Here is a 25,575-nt window from a genome sequence, read left to right as displayed (position 1 = left end):
TTCCCGTGTGGAGGCCGCAGCGCAGATCCCGCGCGTCGACCTTGCCCCAGCCGATCAGCTCACCAGTGATAGGCCACCGTGCCGTAGTAGTACGCGCCGCTGAAGCCGAACGGCGACGAGCCCGAGTAGGTCAGGATGCCGTGGAAGTTGTTGGCGGCGCTGCTGCGTTCGGGGTAGGCGTTGTTGAGGTCGTTGGCGCCCACGGTGAAGGTCCAGTTGTTCCATGCGTAGTTCGCGTTGGCATCGAGCACGAAGCGTGCGCCGTAGGTCTGGTCCGTGGCCGGGTTGTTGCCCAGCGTGGTGAACTGGCCGTAGCGGGTCAGCTGGCCGTGGAAGCTCCAGTTGCCGACGTTCCAGTCGGTGGCGAGGAACGCCTTGGTGCGCGGGGCACCCTTGGTGATGCGGCCCTGTTCGGTGCGGTCGATGATCGGCAAGGTCAGCCCGACCAGGCCCAGTTGCGGCGGGTTCGGCGCGATCGCGCGGATGTCGGTCTTGTTGTAGTTCACTCCGCCGGTGAACTTCAGCGCGGAGTGTTCCAGCTGCAGCGGCCAGGTGGCCACCAGGTCGACGCCGCGCGTGCGCGTGTCGACCGCGTTGGTGAAGAAGCGGCCGCCGCTGACGAACGGAATGCCCACCGAGGTGAGGTAATCCTGCACGGGCGTTCCGACCAGGTTGCCGCTGAGGATGATCCGGTGGTCGATGTCGATCTGGTAGAAATCCAGTGTGGTGTACAAGCCGCTGGAAGGGGTCAGCACCAGGCCGAGGCTGTAGTTGCGCGATTTCTCCGGCTTCAGTGCCTGCGCACCCAGCGCCTGCGCGGCGGGGTTGCTGACCGGGAAGGTACGGATCGTGTACGGGATCAGGTTGCCGCTGCCGTCGGCGACGAAGTTGATCGCGGTGCTGGAGTAGTACTCCTGCTGCAGCGACGGCGCGCGGAAACCGTTCGACACGGTGCCGCGCAGGGCCAGCGTGTCGGTCAACGCGAAACGCCCGGACAACTTGGCCGAGGTGGTGCCGCCGAAATCGCTGTAATGCTCGCGGCGCACCGCCAGCCCGGCAGAGAGCTTGTCGGTGAGGTCGCTCTCCAGGTCCACGTAAAGCGCGCGGCTTTTGCGCGAGTGCGAGCCGGCGTCGCCGGGCTGGTAGCCGGGGAACACCTGCGCGCCGGAGCCGGCGTACGAGGCCGCGTCGCCCTGCTTGAGGGTGAACTCCTCGCGGCGGTATTCCAGGCCCCAGGCCACGGACAATCCGTTCGGCAGCATGGCGGGCTGGAAGTCGCGGCTGAAGTCGGCGTTGTAGACATCCTGCCGGTTGGTCAGGGTGCCGATGTAGAAGCCGGTGGGCGAATCCGGGTCCAGCGAGTAGTTGTAGGTGTCGCTGGTGTGCAGCTTCCAGTGGTTGCCGCCGGTGTTGGCGCTGAGGTCGTAATGCCAGCCGGCCACCGTGCCGCGCAAGCCGAGCACTTCGCTGTCGTCGCGGATCGCGCTGTTCTCGATCGGCAGATAGCCGTCCGGATAGACCGCCGCCGCGCCGGGGTAGCTGCCGGCATAGGTCGACAGCGAACGGAAGAAGCCGCCGGCGCTGACGTCGCGCTTGTTGAACAGGCTGAAGGCGTAGAGCTGCGCGTTCGGGGTGAAGTCGTACTGCAGGTTGATCGCCGCCTGCCTGGCCCGCACCAGCGGGATGCCGTAGTGGAAGGTGACTTGCCCGTAGCTGGGATCACCCGGGTAGCGCACGTCGGCACCGGCACGATTGGTCGGGTCCTGGTGGCTGGCGTTCGCGCTCAGGTGCACCCAGCCCTTGTCGCCGAGTTTGAAGCCGCCATCGGCGCCGCCCTGCCAGGTGGTGCCGTCACCCTTGCTGTACTGGCCGCCGGTGAGGCTGAGCGAGCCGTGTTGCGCGCCACCCTTGAGGATGATGTTGATCACGCCGGCGATCGCGTCCGAACCGTATTGCGCCGCGGCGCCGTCGCGCAGTACCTCGACGCGCTCGATCGCGTTGACCGGGATCGCGTTGATGTCCACCGGCGAGGAGCCGCGGCCCAGTGAGCCGTTGACGTTGACGATCGCGGTGGTGTGCTGGCGCTTGCCGTTGATCAGCACCAGCGTCTGGTCCGGCGAGAGCCCGCGCAGTTGCGCGGGCTGGATCGCGTCGGTGGCGTCAGTCACCGAGGGCTGCGGAAAGTTGAACGAGGGCAGCAGCACGCGCAGCGCGGTGGCCAGGTCGGTGGCACCGGTACCGACCAGGTCCTTCGGCGTCAGCACGTCGATCGGCGCCAGCGAGGTGGCTTCGGTGCGGTCGAACACGCGGGTGCCGGTGACCACCACCGCCTGCAGTGCGGTGACATCCTTGGCGGCAGGCTTGTCCGGCGCGGCGCCGGGGTCCTGGGCGCGCGCGGGCAGGGAGAGGGCAAACGAGGACAGGACGAGGGCGATGGCGGCGGCGAGGCCGCCCCGGATCGGGAATGATTTGGCTTGCATGCGCGAACCCCGGGCAATGGCGAGCATGTAGTCGGCGGGTCCATGACTACGACGTGGCACGCGCATTCGCTCGGGGATGTGGTGTCGTGCGTCCCTGACGGGCTCGAACTTAGGTTGCTGCAGAATGACCTGTCAAGCGCGGCGCCGTCGGCGCGGCGAAGGAACTTGCGAGGGGTTTGCGCCATCCTCCGCACGAGCGCCTCGCGAACGCATCATGGCGCCATCGGTGCCACGCAAACGGCGACATGATGCAGGCGTGGCTGCGCTCGCGCGGATCGGGCACCGGTGTGCCCGATCCGCATCCGGTGGTGCGCGGCCGGGCTTCGACATCGAGAACCCGGCGACCTCTTCAGTCGAGATCCAGCGAATCGCGGTCGCCCTGGCGACGCTTCTGTTCCTTCTGCTCGTAGCGGGCCTCGCAGCCGTCGCGCTTGACCATGGCGCAGTCGAGATAATCGGTGGCCTCGATCAGCGCGGCGCGCACCGCCTTGCTGGCCGGCGTCTTCTCCTTGTGGCCGAAGTCGCCGCCGACGCCGCGGGTGTAGCCGCTCAGGCGAATCGCCTTGTCGGTGCTGCGCCCTTCCACCGTGCGCGAGAACACGACCTCCGAGGTTTCCGCGTCGATCACGCGCAGGTCGATCGCCACATAGGCCTTGGCCTGGCCGCCGCCGACGTGGAAGCCGGCGAAGCTGAGGCCGCCGCCGGTGTTGGAGGTGTCTTCCGTGTACGAGGCGACGCTGCCGGTGATCAGGTACTGCGCACCGGTGATGTTGCCGGTGTGCGGACTGCTGCCCGGGCGCATGCGGTAGGAGCTGGCCAGATCCTGCTCGGCCAGCACGGCGTTGATCTTCTGCCGCTCGATCACCTTGAAGTCGCCGGTGGCGCTGAGTTCGTTGCTGAGCACGTCAGCCAGTTGCGAGCCGACGCCGCCGTGCCACCAGGCGACGGAGTCACTGTTGTTGGTGAAGTCGACCACCGCGACGGTCAAGGTCGGTGCTTCGCGGGCCATGGCGGCGCCACTCGCCAGCACGGCAAGCGCCAGCATGGTGCCGGTGGCAAATCGTCGTGTTCGTTTCATCGTTGTCCCCTCCGCTTGATGGAGCGCTGATAACCCCCTGATTGCCGGCCCTCGCGCCGGCAAGCCGCGGCGCCGACGGCGTGGCCGACGCCGTGGCGGCGCCCACCCGGCTGCACCGCGTGCGGCGCAGGCCATAGTGGCCGTTTTTCGGCTCCCTGTTCAAGCGTGGCGCGCCGTGGACGTGTAGGCGCCGGCCGTGAAACCCTGTCCGCGGGATTCCGCCGGCCAGGTCGTCGCCCCTCCCGCGGCCGCCGGGAACCGCCGCCGCCCGCGGATCTGGCGACCACCCGGTGGCGCCGCTACGATGACGCCCTGTGCGTGCCGGCCCCGCGGCCCGGTCGCGCCGCCCGCGTTGAAATCGGCGCCGGCCCACCCGATATTGCGACCAGTCCCGCTCCATCCTGGTCCGGAGTCCAGAAACCACCATGCCCATCTACGAATTTGAATGCAGCGGCTGCGGCCATCGTTTTGATCGCCTGCAGAAGCTGTCCGATGCCGATCCCACCGTCTGCCCCGCCTGCGCGGCAGCCAAACTGCACCGCCGGGTCAGTGCGCCGGCGTTCCGCCTGGCCGGCAGCGGCTGGTACGAGACCGATTTCAAGAAGGACGGCGAGAAGAAGCACAATCTCGCCGGCACCACGGCGGGCGAGGGCAGCAAGCCGGCCCCGGAAGGCAAGCCGGCGGCGGCGCCGGAGGCGTCCACCGCCAAGCCCGCTGCACCCGCCAAGGCGGCCGCGGCGGCGGATTGAGTCCGCCCGCGCGTCCTCCCGTTCGGCTCCAGCCGCGGCGGCCCGGCGTTTGCCGGAAGGCCGGCGATGCTAAGATTCCGGGTCTTTTCCCCCGTTCATGCCGCCAGTCGGCCCGGAGTTTCCAGCGCATGCGCACGCATTACTGCGGCCTCGTCAACGAGGCCCTGATCGACCAGACCGTCACCCTCTGCGGCTGGGTCAACACGATCCGCCTGCAGGCGCACGTGGCTTTCGTCGACCTGCGTGATCACGAGGGCGTGGCGCAGGTGGTGATCGAGCGCGACAACGTCGCGGCGTTCGCCATCGCCGGCGAGATCGGCAATGAGTACTGCCTGCGTGTCACCGGCACGCTGCGTCGCCGCCTGGCGGCGAACGACAAGCTCAAGACCGGCACGGTCGAGCTGCTCGCCGACACCGTGGAGGTCCTCAACCCGGCGAGGGACCTGCCGTTCGCGCTGCACGAGAATCCCAACGAGGACATGCGGATGACCTACCGCTACCTCGACCTGCGCCGCCCCGAGATGCAGGCGATGCTGCGCAAGCGCACACGGCTGGTGCAGACGCTGCGGCGCTACCTCGACGCGCGCGGTTTCCAGGACATCGAGACGCCGATCCTGACCAAGGCCACGCCCGAGGGCGCGCGCGACTACCTGGTGCCCAGCCGCGTGCATCCGGGCCAGTTCTACGCGCTGCCGCAGTCGCCGCAGCTGTTCAAGCAGATCCTGATGATGGCCGGCTTCGACCGCTACTACCAGATCGCGCGCTGCTTCCGCGACGAGGACCTGCGCGCCGATCGCCAGCCGGAATTCACCCAGCTCGACATGGAGTTCGCCTTCGTCGAGGAGAAGGACGTGCAGGACATGGTGGAGGACCTGATCCGCCACGTGTTCCGCGAGGTGCAGGGTGTGGAGCTCGATGCGAGCTTCCCGCGCATGACCTGGGCCGAAGCCATGCGCCGCTTCGGTTCGGACAAGCCGGACCTGCGCATCGCTCTGGAACTGGTCGACGTGGCCGACGCGCTGAAGGGCGTGGAGTTCAAGGTGTTCGCCGAACCGGCCAACGATCCGGCCGGCCGCGTGGCCGCGCTGCGCGTGCCCGGCGCTGCGGCGCTGTCGCGCAAGGACATCGACGGGCTCACCGAGTACGTCGCCCGCTACGGCGCCAGGGGGCTGGCCTGGATCAAGGTCGAGGATCGCGCGAAGGGCCGCGAGGGCATCAGCTCGCCGGTGGCCAAGTTCCTCGATGACATGGCGCTCGATGCCGTGCTCGATGCGACCGGCGCGCAATCCGGCGACATCGTGTTCGTCGGTGCGGGCAAGTGGAAGACCGTCACCGACTTCATGGGCGCGCTGCGGCTCAAGGTCGGCAAGGATCGTTCCCTGGTCGAGGAGGGCTGGAAGCCGCTGTGGGTTACCGACTTCCCGATGTTCGAGTACGACGAGGACGAGCAGCGCTACGTGGCCCTGCATCATCCGTTCACCGCGCCGAAGATCGACGACATCGCCGACCTGAAGAGCCATGCCGCCACCGCGGTCAGCCGCGGCTACGACATGGTGCTCAACGGCAACGAGATCGGCGGCGGCTCGATCCGCATCCATCGCCCGGAGATGCAGAGCGCGGTGTTCGGCCTGCTGGGCATCGGCGCCGGCGAAGCGGAGGCCAAGTTCGGCTTCCTGCTCAAGGCACTGAAGTTCGGCGCGCCGCCGCACGGCGGCATCGCCTTCGGCATCGACCGCATCGCCGCGTTGATGGCCGGCACCGAGTCGATCCGCGACGTGATCGCCTTCCCCAAGACCACCAGCGCGCAGGACTTGATGACCGACGCACCGTCGCCGGTATCCGCCGCCCAGCTGAAGGAGTTGTCGGTGGCGACCGTCGAGGGCAAGCCCTGAGGCGCGAGGCGCGTACCCTTGCCGACAGCCGGTGGTGGCGAGACGCGTGATGACCGAATCCCGAAACCCCGATCCCGAGTCCCGGCTGCAGGCCCACGTGATCCTGCTGCACGGCCTGTGGATGCGCGGGTTCGCGCTGTCCATGCTGCATCACCGGTTGATGGAGGCCGGCTTTCGCGTGCACCGCTTCGATTACCTGAGCGTGGCCGCCAGCCAGCAGCACATCCTGGATCGCCTGCACCAGCGCATCGCCACGCTGGCCGGCGAGGCCGACGCGGTGCACCTGGTCGGCCACAGCCTGGGCGGGCTGCTCGCGCTGCGGGCCTGCAGCGACGGCAAGGCGCTGCCGCCGGGACGCATCGTCTGCCTCGGCTCGCCACTGCGCGGCAGTGCCGCCGCGCGCGGTTTTGCCCGCTGGGGTCGCGGCGGCGAGCTGTTGCTGGGACACAACCGCCAACTGCTGGAAGAAGGGTTCGAGCGCTGGGATGGCGAGCGCGAGGTGGGCGTGATCGCCGGCCGCGTCGCGCTGGGGCTGGGCGCCGTGCTGGGTCAGCTGGAGGGCGAGCACGACGGCACCGTGGCGGTGGCCGAGACGCGCCTGCCGGGGTTGGCCGACCATTGCGTGGTCGAATCGAGCCACACCAGTCTGCTGTTCTCGCCGGAGGTGGCGCGGCGGGTGGCCTGTTTCCTGCGCGAGGGGCGATTTGCCGCGGAGCCGGGCGCCGGCACACCTGCCGATTTCAGGTAAAATTGCCCGCTTGTCCAATCGCTTCATGCAGGAATCGCCATGGGTAGAGGCCCGTCCATCGAAGGTCGCAAGAACGCCGAGGACGCCAAGCGCGCCAAGGTGTTCACCAAGCTGATCCGCGAGATCACCGTGGCTACCCGCGCGGGCGTCGCGGACCCTGGCGGCAACCCGCGCCTGCGCGCGGCGGTGGACAAGGCGCTGTCGGCCAACATGACCAAGGACACCATCGAGCGCGCGATCAAGCGCGGCTCCGGTGCCGACGGCGGCGCCGACATGCAGGAGCTGCGCTACGAGGGCTACGGCCCGGCCGGCATCGCGCTGATCATCGACTGCTTCACCGACAACCCCACCCGCACCGTGGCCGACGTGCGCTACGCGCTGACCAAGCACGGCGGCAACCTGGGCACGTCCGGTTCGGTGGCATTCCAGTTCACCCGCTGCGGCGAACTGGTGTTCGCCACCGACAACGACGCCAGCGCCGAGGAGTTCGTGCTCGATTCGGCGCTGGAAGCGGGCGCCGACGACGTGATCAACGAGCACGGCGAGAGCATCGTGCTGTGCGCGCCGGAGCACTTCGAGGCGGTGCAGCAGGCCCTGATCGACGCCGGCCTCAACGCCGTGCACGCCGGCGTGGTGATGCGCCCGAACAATCGCGTCGAGGTGCCGGCGGAAGCGCTGGAGCCGCTGCTCGACCTGCTCGAGAAGCTCGATGCGCTGGACGACGTGAGCGAGGTCTCGCACAACGCCCTGCTGCCCGCCGGGACGGCCGAATAAGTCGGAGGCCTCGCGCCTTCGCATCGCATCGTGATGATCCGCATCATCGGCATCGATCCCGGCAGTCAGCGCACCGGCGTGGGCATCATCGACGTGGACGAGGCGGGCCGGCTCGCCCATGTCTTCCATGGCGCGCTGGCGGTGGCCGGCGAGGCCAGCTTCCCGCTGCGCCTGAAACGCATCTTTGACGAACTGTGTGACATCATCGCCGCCCATCACCCGGTCGAGTGCGGCATCGAGCGCGTGTTCATGGCGCGCAATGCGGATTCCGCGCTGAAACTGGGGCAGGCACGCGGCGCCGCGATCTGCGCGGTGGTCAGTCGGGGGATCGTGGTGCACGAATACGCGGCAACCGAGGTCAAGCAGTCCGTGGTCGGCAGTGGCCGCGCCGACAAGGCGCAGGTGCAGCACATGATCGGCGTGCTGCTCGGCCTCAAGGGCCCGCTGCAGGCCGACGCCGCCGATGCATTGGCCATCGCGGTGGCGCACGCGCACACCCGCGCCAGCCTGGCCCGCGTCGGCATCCCGCGCACGGCGTGGAGGCGGCGCCGGTGATCGGCCGACTGCGTGGCACCCTGGTTTCCCGCCAGCCGCCCTCGCTGCTGGTGGAGGTGGCCGGCGTCGGCTACGAGGTCGAGGCGCCGATGTCCACGATCTACGACCTGCCCGCCACCGGCACCGAAGTGACCTTGCTGATCCATCACGCGGTGAAGGAGGACAGCGTCGCGCTGTACGGTTTCCTGCGCGAGAACGAACGCACGCTGTTCCGCAGCCTGCTCAAGGTCAGCGGCATCGGCGCGAAGATCGCGCTGGCGGTGCTGTCGGGGGTTTCCACCGATCACTTCGCCCGGCTGGTGCATGCCGGCGACGTAGTGGCGCTGACCAAGATCCCCGGCATCGGCAAGAAGACCGCCGAGCGCATCGTGGTGGAGCTGCGCGACCGCGTCGACGGCTTGTCCACTCCCGGCGGCGTATCCCTGCCCGGTGCCGCCGCGGCGCTGGACGCGGCGGGCGAGGCCACGGTGGCGCTGCAGCAGCTCGGCTACAAGCCGGCCGAGGTGAGCCGGCTGGTGCAGAAGGTCGCCGCCGACGGCGACAGCGCCGAGGCCATCATCCGCAAGGCCTTGCGCGCTGCGTTGGGCAACTAGGCCGGCAGGATTTCCATGAGCGAACAAGTGCACGACCAGGCGCCCGCTTCCAGCGGCACCGACAACGGCCACGGCGCCAAGTCGGCCTTGATCCTCGGGGCGCTGGGCGTGGTGTTCGGCGACATCGGCACCAGCCCGCTGTACACGATGCACGAGACCTTCCTGCCCGACCACGGCCTGCACCCGCACCCGAGCACGGTGCTGGGCATCCTGTCGCTGGTCACCTGGTCGTTGATCATGGTGGTGGCGGTGAAGTACGTCAGCCTGGTGATGCGCGCCGACAACAAGGGCGAGGGCGGCATCATGGCGTTGATGACCCTGGCCCAGCGCGCGGCCGGCAAGTCGGTGCGTGCACGGCGGGCGATCATGCTGATGGCCTTGCTCGGCGCCGCGCTGTTCTTCGGCGATGGCGTGATCACGCCGTCGATCTCGGTGCTCTCGGCGGTCGAGGGCCTGCAGGTGGCCGCGCCGGCGCTGTCGCACTACGTGGTGCCGATCACGGTGGCGATCCTGCTCGGCCTGTTCTGGCTGCAGCGCCACGGCACCGCGCGCATCGGGGTGCTGTTCGGGCCGATCATGGTGTTGTGGTTCCTGGCGCTGGCGGTGATCGGCGTGCACAACATCATCAAGGCGCCGGGCGTGCTGTGGGCACTCAATCCGTACCATGCGGTGCAGTTCTTCATGAGCCATGGGGCGGCGTCGTTCCTGGCGCTGGGTTCGGTGGTGCTGTGCGTGACCGGCGCCGAGGCGCTGTATACCGACATGGGCCACTTCGGCCGCTACCCGATCCGCGCGGCGTGGTTCGGTTTCGTGATGCCGGCGCTGCTGCTGAACTACTACGGGCAGGGTGGCTTGCTGCTCAACCACCCCGAGGCGATCGCCAACCCGTTCTACCATTCGGTGCCGGGCTGGGCGTTGTACCCGATGATCGGGCTGGCCACGCTGGCTACCGTGATCGCCTCGCAGGCGGTGATCTCCGGCGCGTTCACCGTGTGCCGGCAGGCGATCCAGCTCGGCTTCCTGCCACGCATGCAGGTGGTGCACACCTCGCGCGAGGCGATCGGGCAGATCTTCCTGCCGTGGGTCAACCGCGGCCTGATGGTGGCGGTGATCGCCACTGTGATCGGCTTCCAGTCCTCCAATGCGCTGGCCGGCGCGTACGGCATCGCGGTGACCGGCACCATGGCGATCGATACCGTGCTGACCATGATCGTGGCGCGCCGCATGTGGCAGTGGAACCGCACCGTGGTGATCCTCACCGGAGCGCTGTTGCTGGTGATCGACCTGAGCTACTTCGGCGCCAACACGCTGAAGATTCCCGACGGCGGCTGGTTCCCGCTGGTGCTCGGCGTGCTGCTGTTCACCGTGATGACCACCTGGCGCCGCGGCCGCGAGCTGGTGGTGCGCGAGATCAAGCAGGGCGGCCTGGCGCTGGCGCCGTTCATCGAGAACATGACCGAGCATCCGCCGATGCGGGTACCGGGCACGGCAGTGTTCCTGACCGCCAACCAAGAGGCCGTGCCGCATGCGCTGCTGCACAACCTGAAGCACAACAAGGTGCTGCATGAGCGCAACGTGCTGCTCACCGTGGCAATCCTGGAGACGCCGGTGGCCGATGCCGAGGAGCGCATCCACATCAGCCGGCTGAGCGACGATTTCTACAGCCTGGAGCTGCGCTTCGGTTTCGCCGAGGACCCCAACATCCCGCTGGCACTGTCGCGCTGCACCCGCGAAGGGCTCGGTTTCGACATGATGGATACCACCTTCTTCCTGTCGCGCGAGAGCATCGTTTCCAGCGAGCGGCGCCCCGGCATGGCGCCGTGGCGCGACAAGCTGTTCGCCTTCATGGCGCGCAATGCGCTGCCCGCTACCGCCTTCTTCCAGATCCCCGGCAACCGGCTGATCGAGCTGGGGGCGCAGGTGGAGATCTGAATTGCCGGGAATAGGGAATGGGGAATAGGGAATAGTAGAATCGCCGGGGACTTGGAGGTTTTTTCCGATTCCCCATTCCCTATTCCCCATTCCCGGCCCTCATGACCGAACCCCGCATCATCACCGCCGCCGCCCAGCTCGACGACGAGGCGCTGGAAGCCACCATCCGGCCCAGGCGGCTGGCCGAATACCTGGGCCAGCAGGCGGTGCGCGAGCAGCTCTCGATCTACATCGAGGCGGCGAAGAAGCGCGGCGGCGCGCTGGACCACGTGCTGGTGTTCGGTCCGCCGGGCCTGGGCAAGACCACGCTGAGCCACGTGATCGCCAACGAGCTGGGCGTGAACCTGCGCTCCACCTCCGGCCCGGTGCTGGAACGCGCCGGCGACCTCGCCGCGCTGCTGACCAACCTGGAGGCGAACGACGTGCTGTTCGTCGACGAGATCCACCGCCTGTCGCCGGTGGTCGAGGAGGTGCTCTATCCGGCGATGGAGGATTTCCAGATCGACATCATGATCGGTGAAGGCCCCGCCGCGCGCTCGATCAAGCTCGACCTGCCGCCGTTCACCCTGATCGGCGCCACCACCCGCGCCGGCATGCTCACCGCCCCGCTGCGCGATCGCTTCGGCATCGTGCAGCGGCTGGAGTTCTACACCACCGACGAGCTCACCGCGATCGTGCGGCGGGCGGCGAGAATTCTCGGCATCGTGTGCGCGGCGGACGGCGCGCAGGAGATCGCCCGCCGGTCGCGCGGCACGCCGCGCATCGCCAACCGCCTGCTGCGTCGGGTGCGCGACTACGCCGAGGTGCGCGCCGGCGGCGAGATCACCCTGGCAGCGGCGCAGGCGGCGCTGGACATGCTGAAGATCGATCCGCAGGGTTTCGACGAACTGGACCGACGCCTGCTTGCCCTGATCATCGAGAACTTCGACGGCGGCCCGGTCGGGGTGGAATCGCTGGCCGCCGCCCTGAGCGAGGACCGCGGCACGCTGGAAGACGTGGTCGAGCCGTACCTGATCCAGCAAGGCTACCTGGTACGCACCGCCCGCGGCCGCATGGTCAGCGCCAGGGGCTGGCGCCATCTGGGGCTGACCCCGCCGCCGCGGCAGGCGCAGGCGGCCGACCTGTTCGACGGCGGGGCCGACAATGCCTGAGCTTGCCGCGGAGCCCCCCTTCAGCTGGAAGGTGCGCGTCTATTGGGAAGACACCGACGCCGGCGGCGTGGTCTACCACGCCGGCTACCTGCGTTTCATGGAACGCGCCCGCAGCGAGTGGATGCGCGCGCTGGGCGTGGACCAGATGGCCTACAAGCAGGCTACCGGGCTGGCCTTCATGGTGCGCGACATGCACATCGACTTCCTGCGTCCCGCCCTGCTGGATGATGAACTGTCGGTAACGGTGGAAGTCAAAGAACGCCGCGCTGCCAGTATCCTGTTCGCCCAGACGATCATGAAGGCGGACGGCAAGTGCCTGGTTCGCGCCAGCGTGCGCGTGGCGTGCGTGGAGCTGGAACGCATGCGGCCGGCGGCGATACCGCCGGATCTGATCCCGCAACCCGAAGCCTGACACCCGTCCCTCGTCGAAATCCGCGGAGTACCTGCAAGCCATGAATGGTGGACTGAACATTTTCACGCTGGTGGCCGATTCGAGCCTGCCGGTGCAACTGGTGCTGCTTATCCTGCTGGTGTTCTCGTTCCTGTCGTGGGTGATCATCATCCGCAAGTACACCCAGACCAAGGCAGCGCTGGAAGACGCCGAGGCGTTCGAGGAGCGCTTCTGGTCCGGCGGCGACCTGGCCCAGCTGTTTCGCGAGGTCAGCAACCGCGGCGACAGCGGCGGCATCGAGAACATCTTCGAATCGGGTTTCCGCGAGTTCGCCCGCCAGCGCCAGCGCAAGACGCACGACGCACGCGCGGCGATCGAGGGCTCCGAGCGCGCGATGCAGGTGGCCGGCACCCGCGAGATCGGCCTGCTCGAGCGCAACCTGGAGTTTCTCGCCAACGTCGGCTCGATCAGCCCGTACGTGGGCCTGTTCGGCACGGTGTGGGGCATCATGGGCGCGTTCCAGGGCCTGGGCGACATGAAGGACGTGACCATCGCCGTGGTGGCGCCGCACATCTCCGAGGCGCTGATCGCCACCGCCATGGGCCTGTTCGCCGCGATTCCGGCGCAGTGGGCGTACAACCGCTACGCCACCAAGGTCGAGCGCATTGCCTCGCGCTACGACGTATTCCAGGAGGAGTTCTCCTCCGTGCTGCAGCGGCAGATCCAGACCGACGACGCAGCCTGAGCGGAGAGCGATCATGCGAACCTCCGGGCGCCACAAGCGCTACAAGCTGAAGTCCGAGATCAACGTCGTGCCCTACATCGACGTGATGCTGGTGTTGCTGATCATCTTCATGGTCACCACGCCGATGATGAAGTCCAACGTCGACGTCAACTTGCCGCAGGCCGACGCGAAGTCGCTGCAGCAGAAGAAAGATCCCGTCGTGGTTACCGTTCGACAGGATGGGCAGCTTTTCCTGACGCTGCCGGGCACCGAGAAGGAATCGCTGGACGCCGATGCGCTCAAGCTCAAGGTCGGCGCCTTCGTGCGTGAGAATCCCGAGGTGAACGTGCTGGTGGCAGGCGACGACCAGGGGCATTACGGTGGCGTGGTCCAGGTCTTGGCCGAACTGCAGCAGGTGGGCGTGTCCAAGGTCGGTTTGATGGCTCAGCCGGTGCAGGACAAGGGCACGTCCCATGGACGAAAGTAGGGCGACGCCGAAGGCGGTCGTGCTGTCCGCCGTCCTGCATATCGGCATCGTGGGCTTTCTGTTCCTCGCCGTGCTGCCGTGCGCGTCGTACGAGAGCTTCTTCAACGCGTTGCACCTGCCGTCGTGGATGAACCCGATCACCTGCACGGTGCCGTTGAAGCTGCAGGGCCCGATCATCGAGGCCACCCTGATCGGCCCCACCGGCAGCCCGCCGCCGAAGGCGGTCAAGGTCAAGCCGGTGCCGAACACGGTGCCGCCGCCGCCCACCGTGACCCCGCCCAAGCCGACGCCGGAGAAGCCGGCGGTGAGCCAGTTGCCGCCGCCGCCGAAGCATCCGGACACGGTCGACCAGGAACGCGTGGTCGAGGACGCCGCACAGAAGGCCGAAGAGGCCAAGAAAGTGCAGGAGGAGAAGGAACGCCAGCGCCAGGCCGAACTGGACGCCCAGGCGGCCAAAAAGAAGGAGGAGGAGCGCAAGAAGCTCGACGCGATCTTCGCCAAGATGGCGGCCGCCTCGGCGCAGACCCGGCAGCTGGACAACAAGGCCAAACAGGCCCAGCAGCAGCTGGCCGACCTGAAAAACGCCCAGGACAACGCCCGTCCCGACCTGCCGGCCACCGACCAGCTGCAGAGCGGCAACAACAGTCCGGACAGCGATCTGAGCAGCGAGTACGCAGCGGCCATTCAGAATGCGGTCACACCGAACTGGCTGCGTCCGGATAACATGCCCGAGGCTCCCTGCGATGTTCACATCGTGCAATCACCCGGTGGTGACGTCCTGAGCGCCACAGTCGACTCCAGCTGCCCGTACGACGAGGCCGGAAGGCGCTCGGTGGAAAACGCCGTGCTGCGCACCAAGACCTTGCCGTACAAGGGTTTCGAAAAAGTGTTCCGGCGCAATCTCACCTTCACCTTCAGGCCGCAATGACCAAGCCCACGCGAAAGTTCAGCCTAGGCATCGCCCTACTCATGGTGGCCGCGGCCGCGCTGTTTGCCGGCCCGGTGGTGGCCCAGTCGCCGCTGACGGTGGACATCATCGGCGGCGTCAAGACCGCCACGCCGATCGTGGTGGTGCCGTTCGCCCAGCAGGGCGGTGCGCCGCTGTCGACCGACGTGGCCGACGTGATGCGCAGCGATTTCAACCGCTCCGGCAAGTTCCGCTCGCTGGCCAGGAGCGACATCGTGGAGACGCCGGCGCAGGGTTCGGAGATCAAGTTCGCCACTTGGCGGCTGCTCAAGCAGGATTACATCGTGGTGGGGCGTATCGCGGATGCCGGCAACGGCACGCTCACCGTCACCTACGAGCTGTGGGACGTCAACAAGCAGCAGGAACTGCTCGGCGGCACCTTCACCACGCCGGCCGGCGACCTGCGCGGCGTGGCGCACCGGATGGCCGACAAGGTCTACGAGAAGATCACCGGCGTGCGCGGCGCGTTCTGGACGCGCATCGCCTACGTCACCTCGGTGGGGCTGGGCAACAGCACGACCTATTCGCTGATCGTCGCCGATTCGGATGGCTACAACCCGCAGGTGGCGGTGCGCTCGCGCGAGTCGCTGCTGTCGCCGGCGTGGTCGCCGGACGGCTCCAGCATCGCCTATGTCTCGTTCGAGGACGGCAACTCCTCGATCCGCATCCAGAACATCCTCACCGGCGCGCGCCAGCTGGTATCGGCCCGCAAGGGCATCAACGGCGCGCCGTCGTGGTCGCCGGACGGGAAGAAGCTGGCGGTGTCGCTGTCCTATGTCGGCAACCCGGAGATCTTCGTGATCGACCTGGCCAGCCGCCAGGCCACCCGGTTGACCAACAGCCTGTCGATCGACACCGAGCCGGTCTGGGCGCCGGACGGCCAGAGCATCTACTTCACCTCCGACCGGTCCGGCCGGCCGCAGATCTACCAGGTCCCGGTCGCCGGGGGCACGCCGCAGCGGATCACCTTCCAGGGGCAGTACAACGCCAAGGCCTCGGTGAGCTACGACGGCAAGCAGATCGCGATGGTGCAGGGCGGCGGGAACGTGTATCGTATTGTCATTCAGGATCAGAGTCTGGGCGGGCAGCAGCGGTTCATTTCGCCGGGCCCGCTGGACGACTCGGTCAGCTTCGCACCCAATGCCAGCATGCTGCTGTATTCAGCCACCGAAGGTAGTCGTGGAGTCCTGTATTCCGTGTCCAGCGACGGCATGGTGCGTGATCGCCTGCGCCTCGCCGAGGGCAACGTGCAGGAACCCGCCTGGGGGCCTTATCGGGAACCTTGAATTTTCATGTCGCCGTGCGGTCAGCCGCACGGCGGCATGATGCCCATGGAACGGGCCCGGACGGCGCCATCGGCGCGTTTCGGTTTCGGGTGGGACGCAGTTGCGGACCCGCCGGGCAGAGCGGCATGCAGCGTCACGCATCGTCGATCTTTCGCATGTGAAAATAACAGCCGGTCAACCGGCGGCCAGCGTTTGTAACCTCCTCGTCATCTGTTTGTCGGAACTCAACTCGTTATAAGGAACGTCACCATGAACAAAACCGTTCGCATTGCCCTGGTTGCCTTGCTCTGCGTGGGTGCAGCAGCGTGCAGCAAGAAGCAGGAAGTCAAGCCGCAGCCGCCGGTCGAGCAGACCGCACCGGCGCCGACCGCGCCCGCGTCCGATGGCAAGTACACCCCCGCCGACCTCGATACCGATGCCTGCCTGCGTCAGCGCGTCGTGTACTTCGACTTCGACAAGTCCGAGATCAAGCCGGAGTTCCAGCAGATCATGGCGTGCCACGCCAAGTACCTGCAGGATCGCCCGAGCGCCCAGCTGCGTCTGGAAGGCAACACCGACGAGCGCGGCACCCGCGAGTACAACCTGGGCCTCGGCGAGCGTCGTGCCAATGCCGTCGACAGCGCGCTGCAGGCCAACGGTGCCTCGGCCAGCCAGATGACGGTCATCAGCTACGGCAAGGAAAAGCCGGTCTGCCGCGAGCACAATGAAGACTGCTGGAGCAAGAACCGCCGCGTCGAGATCGTCTACACGGCGCAGTAATGATGAAGCGACTGGCTAAGGGTTTTTCGGCCAGGATCAGCATGGCGGGCGCCTTGGCGTCCGCCATGCTGTTCGCGTTCCCGGTACTGGCCCAGGACGCCCGGCTCAGCCTGGCGGATCGTGTCAGCCGGCTGGAGCAGCAGACGCAGAATCGCGACCAGAGCGGCACCGGCCTGGTCAACCAGATCCAGCAACTGAGCTCGCAGGTACGCCAGATGCAAGGTCAGATCGAGGAGCTGCAGCATCAGTTGCAGGTGCTCGAGGACAAGAACAAGGCCCAGTACGGCGACCTCGACGCGCGCCTGGCGCGCCTCGAAGGCGGCGGTGCGGGCAATCCGCCGGCGCCATCCGGCACCCCGGCAGCGGCAGCGGCGACGACAGCGGCGACTTCCGCCAGCGCGTCGAGCGCGCCAGCGCCGGCATCGAGCAGCGCTGCCACGGCCGATCCGGCCGCGGCACAGGCAGCTTACGACACGGCATTCCAGTCGATCCGCGGTGGCAATTACGCGGCGGCCTCGCGGCAGTTCCGTGCCTTCATCCAGCAGTATCCGAACCATGCGCTGGTGCCCAATGCCTGGTACTGGCTGGGGCAATCGTATTTCGTCACCACCAACTACGGCGTGGCGCTGGATGCGTTCAAGCAACTGGTCGGGCAGTTCCCGCAGAGCGACAAGACCCCCGACGCGCTGCTCAAGATCGGCTATTGCCAGATCGAGTTGAAGCAGGTCGACGCGGCCAAGGCCACGCTGAAGCAGGTCATTGCCAAGTATCCCGGGTCGGACTCGGCGAGCCTGGCGCAGGAGCGCCTGCAGCGCCTGCAAGTCCAAGCCGGCGGTTGAGGCGGCGGTGAGCGGTGACGATACGCGCGTGGCCTCCGCCACGCCTGCGACGGCAGTTGCCGAGCGCCTGCGCATCACCGAGATCTTCCACTCGATCCAGGGCGAAGCCGACGCCATCGGCTGGCGCACCGTGTTCGTGCGCCTCACCGGTTGCCCGCTGCGCTGCGTGTGGTGCGACACCGAGTATTCGTTCCACGGCGGCGACTGGCACGCGATCGACGACATCATGGCCGAGGTCGCGCGGCACGGCGCGAAGCATGTCTGCGTCACCGGCGGCGAGCCGCTGGCGCAGAAGCGCTGCCTGATCCTGCTGCGCAAGCTGTGCGACGCCGGCTATGAGGTGTCGCTGGAGACTTCCGGCGCGCTGGACGTGTCCGCCGTGGACGCGCGCGTGCACAAGGTGATGGACCTGAAGGCGCCCGATTCCGGCGAGAGCGGCCGCAACCTGTGGTCCAACCTGGATCATCTGCTGCCGCACGACCAGATCAAGATCGTGCTCGCCAGCCGCGGTGACTACGAGTGGGCGCGCGCCATGCTGACCGAGCACGCCCTGACCGGTCGCTGCATGGTGCTGTTCTCCCCGGTGCACGGCGCGGTCGAACCGCGCGAACTGGCCGAGTGGATCCTCGCCGACAAGCTCGACGTGCGGTTCCAGCTGCAGCTGCACAAGCTGCTGTGGAACGACGCGAAAGGCAAGTAGAGGAAGCGAGAAGTGAGAGAACAGCGGCGAGCAACGCCTTTTCCCACTTCTCACTCCTCTTCACTTGCTTCTCGCCGTTTTTCTTTTTCCATGGATGCAAACCATGCCTGACCCACAATCCCGCAAGGCCGTCGTACTCGTTTCCGGCGGCATGGATTCGGCCGTCACCATCGCGATCGCCCGCGAGCGGGGCTACCAGGTGCACGCGTTGAGCGTGGCCTATGGCCAGCGCCACCGTTCCGAGCTGGCGGCATCCGATCGGGTGGCGAGCATGCTCGGTGCGGTCGAGCACAAGACCGTGGCGGTCGACCTGCGCAGCATCGGCGGGTCGGCCCTCACCGCCGACATCGAGGTGCCGCTGGATGCGGGCGACAGCAGCGAGATCCCGGTGACCTACGTGCCGGCACGCAACACGATCATGCTGTCGATCGCGCTGGGCTGGGCCGAGGTGCTCGGCTCCAGCGACATCTGGTGTGGCGTCAACGCGGTCGACTACTCGGGCTATCCGGATTGCCGGCCTGCCTTCGTCGCGGCGTTCGAAGCGCTGGCCAACGTGGCCACGAAGGCCGGGGTCGAGGGGGCGGGTATCCGCGTGCACGCGCCGCTGATGCACATGAGCAAGGCCGACATCGCGCGCGAAGGTCGTCGCCTCGGCGTCGACTTTTCGGCCACGGTCAGCTGCTACCGCGCCGATGACGAGGGTCGCGCCTGCGGCCACTGCGACGCCTGCCGGCTGCGCGCGCAGGGCTTCCGCGAAGCGGGCATGGCCGATCCCACGCGCTACGCCTGAGCGCGCGTTTGCTTGTGCCATCATGGAGCACACCGTAAAATCGAAGGCTTGCCCGGCCACGGCCGGGCGCTTGCACGGGTCGTTAGCTCAGTTGGTAGAGCAGTAGACTTTTAATCTATTGGTCCCGGGTTCGAATCCCGGACGACCCACCAACTCCCCACGCGCCGCCGTTCGCGAATCCAGGCGGCGTCACGCCCCGTCACGGGCGGCCAGCGCGGCCAGCATCGCACTGCGCAAGCGCTGCGGCGAGACCGGTTTGTACAGCACCGTCAGCTTGTCGGCGAGCACCTCCTGCAGGCGCTCGGCGCGCGTCTCGCCGGTCACCAGCAGACGCGCGAAGCGCGCTTCGCCGTCGCGTTGGTAGAGGCGGTCGAGTTCCGCGAACAGGTCGATGCCGCGCTCGCCCGAGCGCAGGTGCAGGTCGCAGATCACGATGTCGACCGGCGCCGGCCAGTTCTCGATCGCCTCCTGCGCCTGCTGATGATCTTCGGCCACCGCCACGTCGCAGCCCCAGCTGCGCAGCAGGAAGCGGATGCCGGAGAGGATCGCCGGATCGTCGTCGAGCACCAGCACCCGGCGGCCAGCCAGGTCGCCGGCGGGCTCTTCCTCCGCCTCCGTCGGCGGCGGCAACATCTGCGCGCTGGCCAGCGGCAGCTCGAAGTGGAACATGCTGCCGCGGCCGGGGCGCGAGTCCACCCCGACCACGGTGTCGAGCAGTTGCGCCAGGCGCTGTACCGTGGCCAGGCCCAGGCCGAGGCCCGACTGGGAGCCGTCGGCGAGCCCGGGGTCGCTGTGGTCGTCGATGCGGTAGAACTCGTCGAACACGTGCGCCAGGTGTTCGGCGGCGATGCCGCTGCCGGTATCCCACACCTCGATGCGCAGGCGGTCGCCGCCGCAGCGGCGCGCACCGATCAGGGCGCCGCCGCGGCGGGTGAAGCGCAAGGCGTTGCTGACCAGATTGTTGAGCATGCGCGTGAGCATCGTGCGGTCGCTGCGTACCCAGTCGCGCACGGGGTGGAGGCGCAGCACCAACCCGCGTTGCTCGGCCACCATGCTGAAGGTGCGGCTGACCGCGGCGAACACCTGGTTGAGCGGAAATTCGCTGATCTCGACCTGCACCGCGCCGGCTTCCAGCCGCGACAGGTCCAGCAGCTCGCCGAACAGATGGTCGAGCGAGTGCACGCATTCCTGGATGTGTGCGATGCGGTCCAGCCGCTGCGGGTCGTGTTCGTCGAGCGCCAGCGCGGCCGAGAACAGGGTCAGCGCGTACAGCGGCTGGCGCAGGTCGTGCGCGGCGGCGGCGAGGAAACGCGAACGGGCCTCGCTGGCCGCTTCCAGCGCGGCATTCTTGTGTTCCAGTTCGAGCGTGGCCTCCTCGATGCGCTCGCGCAGGCCGCGGCGACTCTCGAACAGCGCGGCGGCAGCGTGGTTGAAGCCCCGCTGCAGCTCGCCGATCTCGGTGTGATCGGTCACCGGCACGCTGGCGGGCTGGTCGTCCCGACCCAATTGCCCCACCGCGCCGGCCAGGCGCCGCAGCGGTGCGCTGATCCAGCGCGCCGCCTGCCAGCCGATCACGCCGGCCACCAGCAGGCTCAGCAGCAGCGCGATCAAGGCGTGGCGCAGCGTGGCCCGTTGCGCGGCGACGGCGTCGCGCAGGCTCACGTTGACCAGTACCGAGCCCAGCACCTGGGGCGTCGCCTGCGCGGTGTCGACGACCTCGCGCACCACGCTGGTGACGTCGTGGCCGTCGTCGGCGGCGCGATGATCGGCCAGGATCTGGCCGTCCGCGGTGCGGATCTGCACGCGTGTCACATGGGGCAGTTCACCGATCGAATCGGCGATGCGCAGCAGTTCGCGCAGCCGCATCGTCCGCAGAGGCTGCACGCACACCGATGCGGTCTGGGTGGCGATGGCGTTGGCGTTGCCGCGCGCCATCTGATGCAGGGTGTCCAGTTGCCGCTGGGTGAGCAGGGTCACCAGCAATGCAGCCGTGATCAGGGTGGGCACCAGCGCCACGAAGGCCATGCGCTGGACCAGCGACGTGTGGTGCCACAACCTTGCCAGCCACGAGTTGCCCGCCAGATCCATCGTCTGCCCGCCCCGTCGGAACACCCCGCCGATACCCCGGTACCGCCGCGGGATGCGTCGTGCACGCCGGGCGCCGTTGCCGGGAATGTAGCGCAACCCCGCGCAAAGGGAAGCGCCGGCGCGCGCTTACTCCCCCGTGCGGCGACGCCGGCGGCGGGCCAGCCGCTCGAACAGCAGCGGCAGCAGGGCGAGCAGGGCGATCGCGCCCAGCGGCAGCAGGACTTCGCGGTGCATGAACAGGCCCAGGCCGATGCGGTCGCTCTCGCTCATCGCGTCGGCCAGGCCGGCGCCAACCGACGTCTCGAACACCAGCGACACCGTGCCGCCCAGCCAGCTGGCGCCGAGGAACAGCCACAGCGGACAGCGCAGCCAGGCCAGTGCCACGGTGACCGCGCCGAACGGCAGTACCGGCACGAAGCGCAGGAACAGGGTGTAGCTGACCGGATGGCGTTCGAAGCCGTGGTGCAGCCGCGCGACCAGCGGCGGCGGCTGCGCGCTGCCCGGGCCGAACGCCTGGCGGCTGGCGAGATACAGGATCAGCGCGCCAAGGGTGAGCCCGAGCGACGAGGTCAGTGTCGCGTCGACCACGCCGAAGGCGAAGCCGCCGGCCAGGATGATCACGATGGTGCCGGGGATGCCGGTAGCCACGCCGAGGGTCAGCAGGCCGACGTAGGCCAGCCGGGCCAGCCACGGGTGTTGCTCGATCAGGGCGTGCAGCTCGGCCTGGTGGGCCAGCAACTGGCGCGGGGTCAGCGCGTGCAGCGAGCCCGAGGCGAACAGCAGCACGCCTGCCAGCAACAGCAGGGCCAGCGGCAGCGCGGCGCGCCAGCGGCTCAATACGGCGTGCCGGTGGCGCCGTAGCTGGCGAGCACGTCACGGGCCTGGTCGCGCAGGATGTCGCGGCGCACGGCGATATGGCGGCGGGCCAGTTCGCCGATCCAGTCCGCCGGCAGCGGGCCTTCGTCGAACTGGGTGAGCTCCTCCACGTCTTCCGCGCGTGCGCCGATCAGCAACTCGTCGATGCCTGCCCACACGCTGGCGCCGTAGCACTGGCAGCACGGCTGCGAGCTGGTGGCCAGCGCGTATTGGCTGCCGTCCTCGTTGAGGCGGTGCCGGCTGAGCCGCTGCTGGGCGATCATGATCGCCATCATCTCGGCGTGGGCGACCGAGCAGCCTTGCGGCACCACGCGGTTGACGCCGACGGCGACCAGCCGCCCGCTGTGGTTGTTGAACACGGCCGCGCCGAACGGCCCGCCGCCGCCGCGCTCCACGTTCTGCCGGGACAGCTCGATCGCCAGCCCCACGCGCTCCTCGTCGCTGTGGTAGCGCTTGTTGGTATCGGCCACGTCGCCGATCCAGGGCGGCAGGGTCAGGTGGATCTGCAGCGGCAGCATCGCGGTCTTCCTACTGGCCGGCCGCGCGCGCCCAGACGTCGCGCAGGGTCACGGTGCGGTTGAACACCGGCGCGTCGGCGCGGTGGTCGTGGCGATCGGCGACGAAGTAGCCCAACCGCTCGAACTGGAAACGTTGCTCGGGGTCGACGTTCGCGGCGGCCGGCTCCAGCCAGCCGCTGACCACGCGCTTGGCCTCGGGGTTGATGTGCTCCAGCCAGCTCTTGCCATCGTCCTCGCCATCGGGCGCGGGCACGCTGAACAGGCGGTCGTACAGGCGCACCTCGGCGGCCACCGCGTGCTTCGCGCTGACCCAGTGGATCGTGCCCTTCACCTTGCGGTCCGCGCCGGGCAGGCCGTGGCGCGTGTCCGGATCGAGCGTGCCGTGCAGTTCGGTCACGTTGCCCGCGGCATCCTTGACGACTTCGGTGCACTTGACGATGCCGACGCCGCGCAGGCGCACCTCGCCGTCCGGCTTCAGCCGGTGGAAGCCCTTCGGCGGCACCTCGGCGAAATCGTCGCGCTCGATCCATACCTCACGGGCAAACGGCACCTGACGGGTGCCGAAGCTTTCGTCCTTGGGATGGTTGGGGAAGGTCAGGGTTTCCTCATGGCCCGCGGGCAGGTTGGTCAGCACCAGCTTGAGCGGGTCGAGCACCGCCATGCGCCGCGCGGCCGTGGCGTCCAGGTCCTCGCGGATGCAACCTTCCAGCACGGCGTAGTCGATCACGCTGTTCTGCTTGGAGACGCCCACGCGCTCGACCAGCAGGCGCAGCCCGGCCGGGGTGAAGCCGCGCCGGCGCAGGCCGCGCAAGGTGTTCATGCGCGGGTCGTCCCAGCCGTCGACGAAGTTCTCGCTGACCAGCTGCGCCAGCTTGCGCTTGCTGGTGATGCAGTAGCTGAGGTTGAGCCGGGAAAACTCGATCTGCCGCGGCTTGGCCGGCGCAGCCGTGAGCCCGGCCTCGACCACCGACTGCCACAGCGACGGGTTCGCGGGCAGGTCGACGTTGTCCACGCACCAGTCGTACAGCGGCCGGTGATCCTCGAACTCCAGCGTGCACAGCGAGTGGGTGATGCCTTCCATCGCGTCGGACAGCGCGTGCGCGTAGTCGTACATCGGGTAGATCGGCCACGCGTCGCCGGTGTTCTGGTGGGCGATCTTGCGGATGCGGTAAAGCGCGGGATCGCGCAGGTTGATGTTGCCGGCGGCCATGTCGATCTTCGCGCGCAGGGTCTTGCTGCCGTCGGCGAATTCGCCGGCGCGCATGCGCTTGAACAGGTCGAGATTCTCTTCGATCGAGCGCGTGCGATACGGCGAGTCGCGGCCCGGCTCGGTCAGCGTGCCGCGATAGGCACGCACCTGCTCGGCGTCGAGGTCGTCGACGTAGGCCTTGCCGTCCTCGATCAGCTTGAGCGCGCCGCGATAGAACACGTCGAAGTAGTCCGACGCGTGGCGCAGCTCGTGCCACCGGAAGCCGAGCCAGCGCACGTCCTCCTTGATGCCTTCGACGAACTCGGGGTCTTCCCTGCCGGGGTTGGTGTCGTCCAGGCGCAGGTTGCACCAGCCGTCGAACTCGCGGGCGATACCGAAGGAGAGGCAGATCGCCTTCGCGTGGCCGATGTGCAGGTAGCCGTTGGGCTCCGGTGGAAAGCGGGTATGGATCTCCACGTGCTTGCCCGAGGCCAGGTCGTCGCGCACGATCTGCCGGATGAAGTCCTGCGGCGCGGAGGCGGGGATGGGGGCGGGGTGGTCGGTCGGCATCGAGTGACGCTCGCGCGCGGTGGTGGAAACCGCAAAGTTTACCCCGTCGCCCGGACCGGGCGAAGAACGCCGTGGCCTTGCCCCGCGCCGCGCCGCGGGGTAGCTTGCCGCTCATGCACACCGTCTACCGCGCGCAGAACCTGTTCGACGCCCATCTGGTCAAGGATGCGCTGGAGGCGGCCGAGATTCCGGCGTTCATCGCCGGCGAGTACCTCACCGGCGGCGTCGGCCAGTTGCCGGCGATGGATTTCATCGCGGTGATGGTGCCCGAAGCGGGGCTGGCACGGGCGCAGGACGTGGTGCGAGAGGTCGAGGCGGTGCTGGGCGAAGCCCGCCACGCGATCGACGAGATGCCCGACGATCCGCTGGCCGTACCCTGCTGAGCGGCGTGCGCCCGAACCGCCGAACCGCCCTGCGGTTGCCCCTGCGCCGCCCGGTCGTGCGCGGGATACTTGCCGGCATTCCTGTCGCCGAGAGCTTGCGATGCATCCCGCCCACATTCGCCTGATCGCCCCCTCGGGCCATGCGCATGATCCTGTCGCCATGGCGCGCGGCGTGGCGCGCCTGCGCGAGGCGGGCTGCACGGTCGACGGCGAGGAGGTGCTGGCGCGTTTCACGCAGCGTTTCGCCGGCAGCGACGCCGAGCGGGCGGCCGACATCAACGCGCTGGCGACGGCGGCGGTGCTGCCGGACATCGCGCTGACCACGCGCGGTGGCTACGGCGCGGCGCGCTTGTTGCCGCAGCTCGACTACCCTGCGCTGCGCGAGCGCCTGCACGGCGCACCGATCGCGCTGGTCGGCCACAGCGATTTCACCGCGCTGCAACTGGCCCTGCATGCGAAGAGCGGCCTGTGCACGTTCAGTGGCCCGCTGCTGGCCGACCTCGGCGCCGAGGTGCCGGATGACTTCAGCTGGCGCCAGTTCTGGGCCACGCTGACCGCGCCGACGGCGCAGGTGTCCTGGGCGACTTCCGCCCGCGCCGAGCTCGACCTGCACGGCCCGCTGTGGGGCGGCAACCTGGCGATGCTGTGCAGCCTGCTCGGCACGCCGTACTTCCCCGTCATCGACGACGGCATCCTGTTCGTCGAGGACGTCGGCGAGGCGCCGTACCGGGTGGAGCGCATGCTGTACCAACTGCATCTGTCCGGCGTGCTGGGGCGGCAGCAGGCGTTGCTGCTGGGCAGCTTCAGCCAGTGCGCGCCCGGCCATCGCGACAACGGCTACGAATTGCGCGACGCGTTCGCCCAGATCCGCGCCGTCGCCGGCGTGCCGCTGGTCGACGGCCTGCCGCACGGCCATGGCGCCGAACAGCTCACGTTGCCGTTCGGCGCGCCTGCGCGCCTGCGCGTCGAGGACGGCCGCGCGCGGCTGGAAATCGGCGGCTATCCCCACCTCGATTGCGCCAACCCGGCCGGCCCGCCCGAAAAGCCGTAAAATGG

25 protein-coding genes and 1 tRNA gene are annotated in these 25,575 nt (G+C 68.4%); 20 read left to right on the top strand and 6 right to left on the bottom strand.

Annotation, left to right across the window (positions count from 1 at the left end; genetic code table 11):
- Window positions 1–59: 59 nt before the first annotated feature.
- Both ACVCL3_RS07140 and ACVCL3_RS07135 read right to left on the bottom strand, forming a co-directional pair.
- Entirely contained in the window at window positions 60–2,480 is a 2,421-nt protein-coding gene (locus ACVCL3_RS07140) for a TonB-dependent receptor plug domain-containing protein (RefSeq protein ID WP_447100826.1), read from the bottom strand.
- Window positions 2,481–2,829: 349 nt separating this feature from the next.
- Entirely contained in the window at window positions 2,830–3,558 is a 729-nt protein-coding gene (locus tag ACVCL3_RS07135; protein WP_395116804.1) for a CsgG/HfaB family protein, read from the bottom strand.
- A 425-nt stretch (window positions 3,559–3,983) separates the two neighbouring features.
- Between ACVCL3_RS07135 and ACVCL3_RS07130 the strand changes: the two genes are divergently transcribed.
- The 18 genes from ACVCL3_RS07130 (at window position 3,984) to ACVCL3_RS07045 (ending at window position 19,047) form a co-directional block, all read left to right on the top strand.
- Entirely contained in the window at window positions 3,984–4,307 is a 324-nt protein-coding gene (locus ACVCL3_RS07130) for an FmdB family zinc ribbon protein (protein WP_447097089.1), read from the top strand.
- 128 nt (window positions 4,308–4,435) lie between these two features.
- Window positions 4,436–6,199: an aspartate--tRNA ligase gene (aspS, locus tag ACVCL3_RS07125; protein WP_447100825.1), complete on the top strand. Its 1,764-nt coding sequence runs from the start codon at window positions 4,436–4,438 to the stop codon at window positions 6,197–6,199.
- A gap of 49 nt (window positions 6,200–6,248) precedes the next feature.
- Window positions 6,249–6,947, top strand: a complete 699-nt coding sequence (locus ACVCL3_RS07120) for an esterase/lipase family protein (RefSeq protein WP_447097087.1) — start codon at window positions 6,249–6,251, stop codon at window positions 6,945–6,947.
- A 39-nt stretch (window positions 6,948–6,986) separates the two neighbouring features.
- Window positions 6,987–7,721: a YebC/PmpR family DNA-binding transcriptional regulator gene (locus tag ACVCL3_RS07115; RefSeq protein ID WP_395116812.1), complete on the top strand. Its 735-nt coding sequence runs from the start codon at window positions 6,987–6,989 to the stop codon at window positions 7,719–7,721.
- A gap of 33 nt (window positions 7,722–7,754) precedes the next feature.
- Window positions 7,755–8,276 carry a crossover junction endodeoxyribonuclease RuvC gene (gene ruvC, locus ACVCL3_RS07110; RefSeq protein ID WP_395121347.1) on the top strand — a complete coding sequence of 174 codons (522 nt, stop codon included), beginning with the start codon at window positions 7,755–7,757 and terminating at the stop codon, window positions 8,274–8,276.
- A complete protein-coding gene (gene ruvA, locus ACVCL3_RS07105) occupies window positions 8,273–8,869 on the top strand; it encodes a Holliday junction branch migration protein RuvA (RefSeq protein ID WP_447097085.1) in 597 nt (198 codons plus the stop codon). Before ruvC ends, ruvA begins: the two co-directional genes overlap by 4 nt.
- Window positions 8,870–8,884: 15 nt before the next feature.
- The gene (locus ACVCL3_RS07100) at window positions 8,885–10,801 is read left to right on the top strand and encodes a potassium transporter Kup (protein ID WP_447100824.1); all 1,917 of its coding nucleotides are present in this window, start codon (window positions 8,885–8,887) and stop codon (window positions 10,799–10,801) included.
- A 101-nt stretch (window positions 10,802–10,902) separates the two neighbouring features.
- A complete protein-coding gene (gene ruvB / locus ACVCL3_RS07095; protein WP_447100823.1) occupies window positions 10,903–11,952 on the top strand; it encodes a Holliday junction branch migration DNA helicase RuvB in 1,050 nt (349 codons plus the stop codon).
- Window positions 11,945–12,364, top strand: coding sequence for a tol-pal system-associated acyl-CoA thioesterase (ybgC, locus tag ACVCL3_RS07090; protein ID WP_447097083.1), 420 nt, complete (start codon window positions 11,945–11,947; stop codon window positions 12,362–12,364). Before ruvB ends, ybgC begins: the two co-directional genes overlap by 8 nt.
- Window positions 12,365–12,404: 40 nt before the next feature.
- Entirely contained in the window at window positions 12,405–13,088 is a 684-nt protein-coding gene (tolQ, locus tag ACVCL3_RS07085; protein ID WP_136260021.1) for a protein TolQ, read from the top strand.
- A gap of 13 nt (window positions 13,089–13,101) precedes the next feature.
- A complete protein-coding gene (tolR, locus tag ACVCL3_RS07080; protein WP_447100822.1) occupies window positions 13,102–13,554 on the top strand; it encodes a protein TolR in 453 nt (150 codons plus the stop codon).
- Window positions 13,541–14,482, top strand: a complete 942-nt coding sequence (tolA, locus tag ACVCL3_RS07075) for a cell envelope integrity protein TolA (RefSeq protein ID WP_447100821.1) — start codon at window positions 13,541–13,543, stop codon at window positions 14,480–14,482. The genes tolR and tolA overlap by 14 nt, the downstream gene beginning before the upstream one ends.
- The gene (gene tolB / locus ACVCL3_RS07070; RefSeq protein ID WP_395116824.1) at window positions 14,479–15,807 is read left to right on the top strand and encodes a Tol-Pal system beta propeller repeat protein TolB; all 1,329 of its coding nucleotides are present in this window, start codon (window positions 14,479–14,481) and stop codon (window positions 15,805–15,807) included. Before tolA ends, tolB begins: the two co-directional genes overlap by 4 nt.
- Before the next feature lie 249 nt (window positions 15,808–16,056).
- Complete coding sequence (pal, locus tag ACVCL3_RS07065) at window positions 16,057–16,566, top strand: peptidoglycan-associated lipoprotein Pal (protein ID WP_395116826.1); 510 nt, start codon at window positions 16,057–16,059, stop codon at window positions 16,564–16,566.
- Entirely contained in the window at window positions 16,566–17,405 is an 840-nt protein-coding gene (gene ybgF, locus ACVCL3_RS07060) for a tol-pal system protein YbgF (RefSeq protein ID WP_395135990.1), read from the top strand. Before pal ends, ybgF begins: the two co-directional genes overlap by 1 nt.
- A 7-nt stretch (window positions 17,406–17,412) precedes the next feature.
- Entirely contained in the window at window positions 17,413–18,105 is a 693-nt protein-coding gene (gene queE, locus ACVCL3_RS07055) for a 7-carboxy-7-deazaguanine synthase QueE (RefSeq protein ID WP_447097079.1), read from the top strand.
- Between the two features lie 103 nt (window positions 18,106–18,208).
- Entirely contained in the window at window positions 18,209–18,895 is a 687-nt protein-coding gene (gene queC, locus ACVCL3_RS07050) for a 7-cyano-7-deazaguanine synthase QueC (protein ID WP_447100820.1), read from the top strand.
- A gap of 76 nt (window positions 18,896–18,971) precedes the next feature.
- Window positions 18,972–19,047: transfer RNA gene (locus ACVCL3_RS07045), tRNA-Lys, on the top strand.
- A 37-nt stretch (window positions 19,048–19,084) separates the two neighbouring features.
- Here ACVCL3_RS07045 and ACVCL3_RS07040 read toward each other — a convergent pair.
- The 4 genes from ACVCL3_RS07040 to ACVCL3_RS07025 form a co-directional block, all read right to left on the bottom strand.
- Complete coding sequence (locus tag ACVCL3_RS07040) at window positions 19,085–20,983, bottom strand: ATP-binding protein (protein ID WP_447100819.1); 1,899 nt, start codon at window positions 20,981–20,983, stop codon at window positions 19,085–19,087.
- Between the two features lie 126 nt (window positions 20,984–21,109).
- Window positions 21,110–21,820, bottom strand: coding sequence for a TVP38/TMEM64 family protein (locus ACVCL3_RS07035; protein ID WP_395116836.1), 711 nt, complete (start codon window positions 21,818–21,820; stop codon window positions 21,110–21,112).
- Window positions 21,817–22,377: a nucleoside deaminase gene (locus ACVCL3_RS07030; protein WP_395116838.1), complete on the bottom strand. Its 561-nt coding sequence runs from the start codon at window positions 22,375–22,377 to the stop codon at window positions 21,817–21,819. The genes ACVCL3_RS07035 and ACVCL3_RS07030 overlap by 4 nt, the downstream gene beginning before the upstream one ends.
- A gap of 10 nt (window positions 22,378–22,387) precedes the next feature.
- The gene (locus ACVCL3_RS07025; RefSeq protein ID WP_447100818.1) at window positions 22,388–24,136 is read right to left on the bottom strand and encodes a glutamine--tRNA ligase/YqeY domain fusion protein; all 1,749 of its coding nucleotides are present in this window, start codon (window positions 24,134–24,136) and stop codon (window positions 22,388–22,390) included.
- A 113-nt stretch (window positions 24,137–24,249) separates the two neighbouring features.
- Between ACVCL3_RS07025 and ACVCL3_RS07020 the strand changes: the two genes are divergently transcribed.
- Window positions 24,250–24,519, top strand: a complete 270-nt coding sequence (locus tag ACVCL3_RS07020) for a putative signal transducing protein (RefSeq protein WP_395116842.1) — start codon at window positions 24,250–24,252, stop codon at window positions 24,517–24,519.
- Window positions 24,520–24,619: 100 nt separating this feature from the next.
- Window positions 24,620–25,570 carry a muramoyltetrapeptide carboxypeptidase gene (gene ldcA / locus ACVCL3_RS07015; RefSeq protein WP_447100817.1) on the top strand — a complete coding sequence of 317 codons (951 nt, stop codon included), beginning with the start codon at window positions 24,620–24,622 and terminating at the stop codon, window positions 25,568–25,570.
- Window positions 25,571–25,575: the final 5 nt, after the last annotated feature.

The organism is Rhodanobacter sp. UC4437_H4, from assembly GCF_052978425.1.
Note: the sequence above shows the minus strand (reverse complement) of the source record. Positions and strands in the feature narration are given on the sequence as shown.

Excerpts from the sequence above, each read along its gene's own strand:
- ruvB (WP_447100823.1), top strand. The coding sequence starts at position 10,903 with ATGACCGAACCCCGCATCATCACCGCCGCCGCCCAGCTCGACGACGAG.
- queC (WP_447100820.1), top strand. The coding sequence starts at position 18,209 with ATGCCTGACCCACAATCCCGCAAGGCCGTCGTACTCGTTTCCGGCGGC.
- ACVCL3_RS07100 (WP_447100824.1), top strand. The coding sequence starts at position 8,885 with ATGAGCGAACAAGTGCACGACCAGGCGCCCGCTTCCAGCGGCACCGAC.
- ACVCL3_RS07040 (WP_447100819.1), bottom strand. The coding sequence starts at position 20,983 with ATGGATCTGGCGGGCAACTCGTGGCTGGCAAGGTTGTGGCACCACACG.
- ldcA (WP_447100817.1), top strand. The coding sequence starts at position 24,620 with ATGCATCCCGCCCACATTCGCCTGATCGCCCCCTCGGGCCATGCGCAT.
- tolA (WP_447100821.1), top strand. The coding sequence starts at position 13,541 with ATGGACGAAAGTAGGGCGACGCCGAAGGCGGTCGTGCTGTCCGCCGTC.
- ACVCL3_RS07115 (WP_395116812.1), top strand. The coding sequence starts at position 6,987 with ATGGGTAGAGGCCCGTCCATCGAAGGTCGCAAGAACGCCGAGGACGCC.
- aspS (WP_447100825.1), top strand. The coding sequence starts at position 4,436 with ATGCGCACGCATTACTGCGGCCTCGTCAACGAGGCCCTGATCGACCAG.
- ACVCL3_RS07135 (WP_395116804.1), bottom strand. The coding sequence starts at position 3,558 with ATGAAACGAACACGACGATTTGCCACCGGCACCATGCTGGCGCTTGCC.
- ACVCL3_RS07020 (WP_395116842.1), top strand. The coding sequence starts at position 24,250 with ATGCACACCGTCTACCGCGCGCAGAACCTGTTCGACGCCCATCTGGTC.
- tolR (WP_447100822.1), top strand. The coding sequence starts at position 13,102 with ATGCGAACCTCCGGGCGCCACAAGCGCTACAAGCTGAAGTCCGAGATC.
- pal (WP_395116826.1), top strand. The coding sequence starts at position 16,057 with ATGAACAAAACCGTTCGCATTGCCCTGGTTGCCTTGCTCTGCGTGGGT.
- ACVCL3_RS07120 (WP_447097087.1), top strand. The coding sequence starts at position 6,249 with ATGACCGAATCCCGAAACCCCGATCCCGAGTCCCGGCTGCAGGCCCAC.
- ruvC (WP_395121347.1), top strand. The coding sequence starts at position 7,755 with ATGATCCGCATCATCGGCATCGATCCCGGCAGTCAGCGCACCGGCGTG.
- tolQ (WP_136260021.1), top strand. The coding sequence starts at position 12,405 with ATGAATGGTGGACTGAACATTTTCACGCTGGTGGCCGATTCGAGCCTG.
- tolB (WP_395116824.1), top strand. The coding sequence starts at position 14,479 with ATGACCAAGCCCACGCGAAAGTTCAGCCTAGGCATCGCCCTACTCATG.
- ACVCL3_RS07140 (WP_447100826.1), bottom strand. The coding sequence starts at position 2,480 with ATGCAAGCCAAATCATTCCCGATCCGGGGCGGCCTCGCCGCCGCCATC.
- ACVCL3_RS07130 (WP_447097089.1), top strand. The coding sequence starts at position 3,984 with ATGCCCATCTACGAATTTGAATGCAGCGGCTGCGGCCATCGTTTTGAT.
- ybgF (WP_395135990.1), top strand. The coding sequence starts at position 16,566 with ATGATGAAGCGACTGGCTAAGGGTTTTTCGGCCAGGATCAGCATGGCG.
- ACVCL3_RS07025 (WP_447100818.1), bottom strand. The coding sequence starts at position 24,136 with ATGCCGACCGACCACCCCGCCCCCATCCCCGCCTCCGCGCCGCAGGAC.
- ACVCL3_RS07030 (WP_395116838.1), bottom strand. The coding sequence starts at position 22,377 with ATGCTGCCGCTGCAGATCCACCTGACCCTGCCGCCCTGGATCGGCGAC.
- ybgC (WP_447097083.1), top strand. The coding sequence starts at position 11,945 with ATGCCTGAGCTTGCCGCGGAGCCCCCCTTCAGCTGGAAGGTGCGCGTC.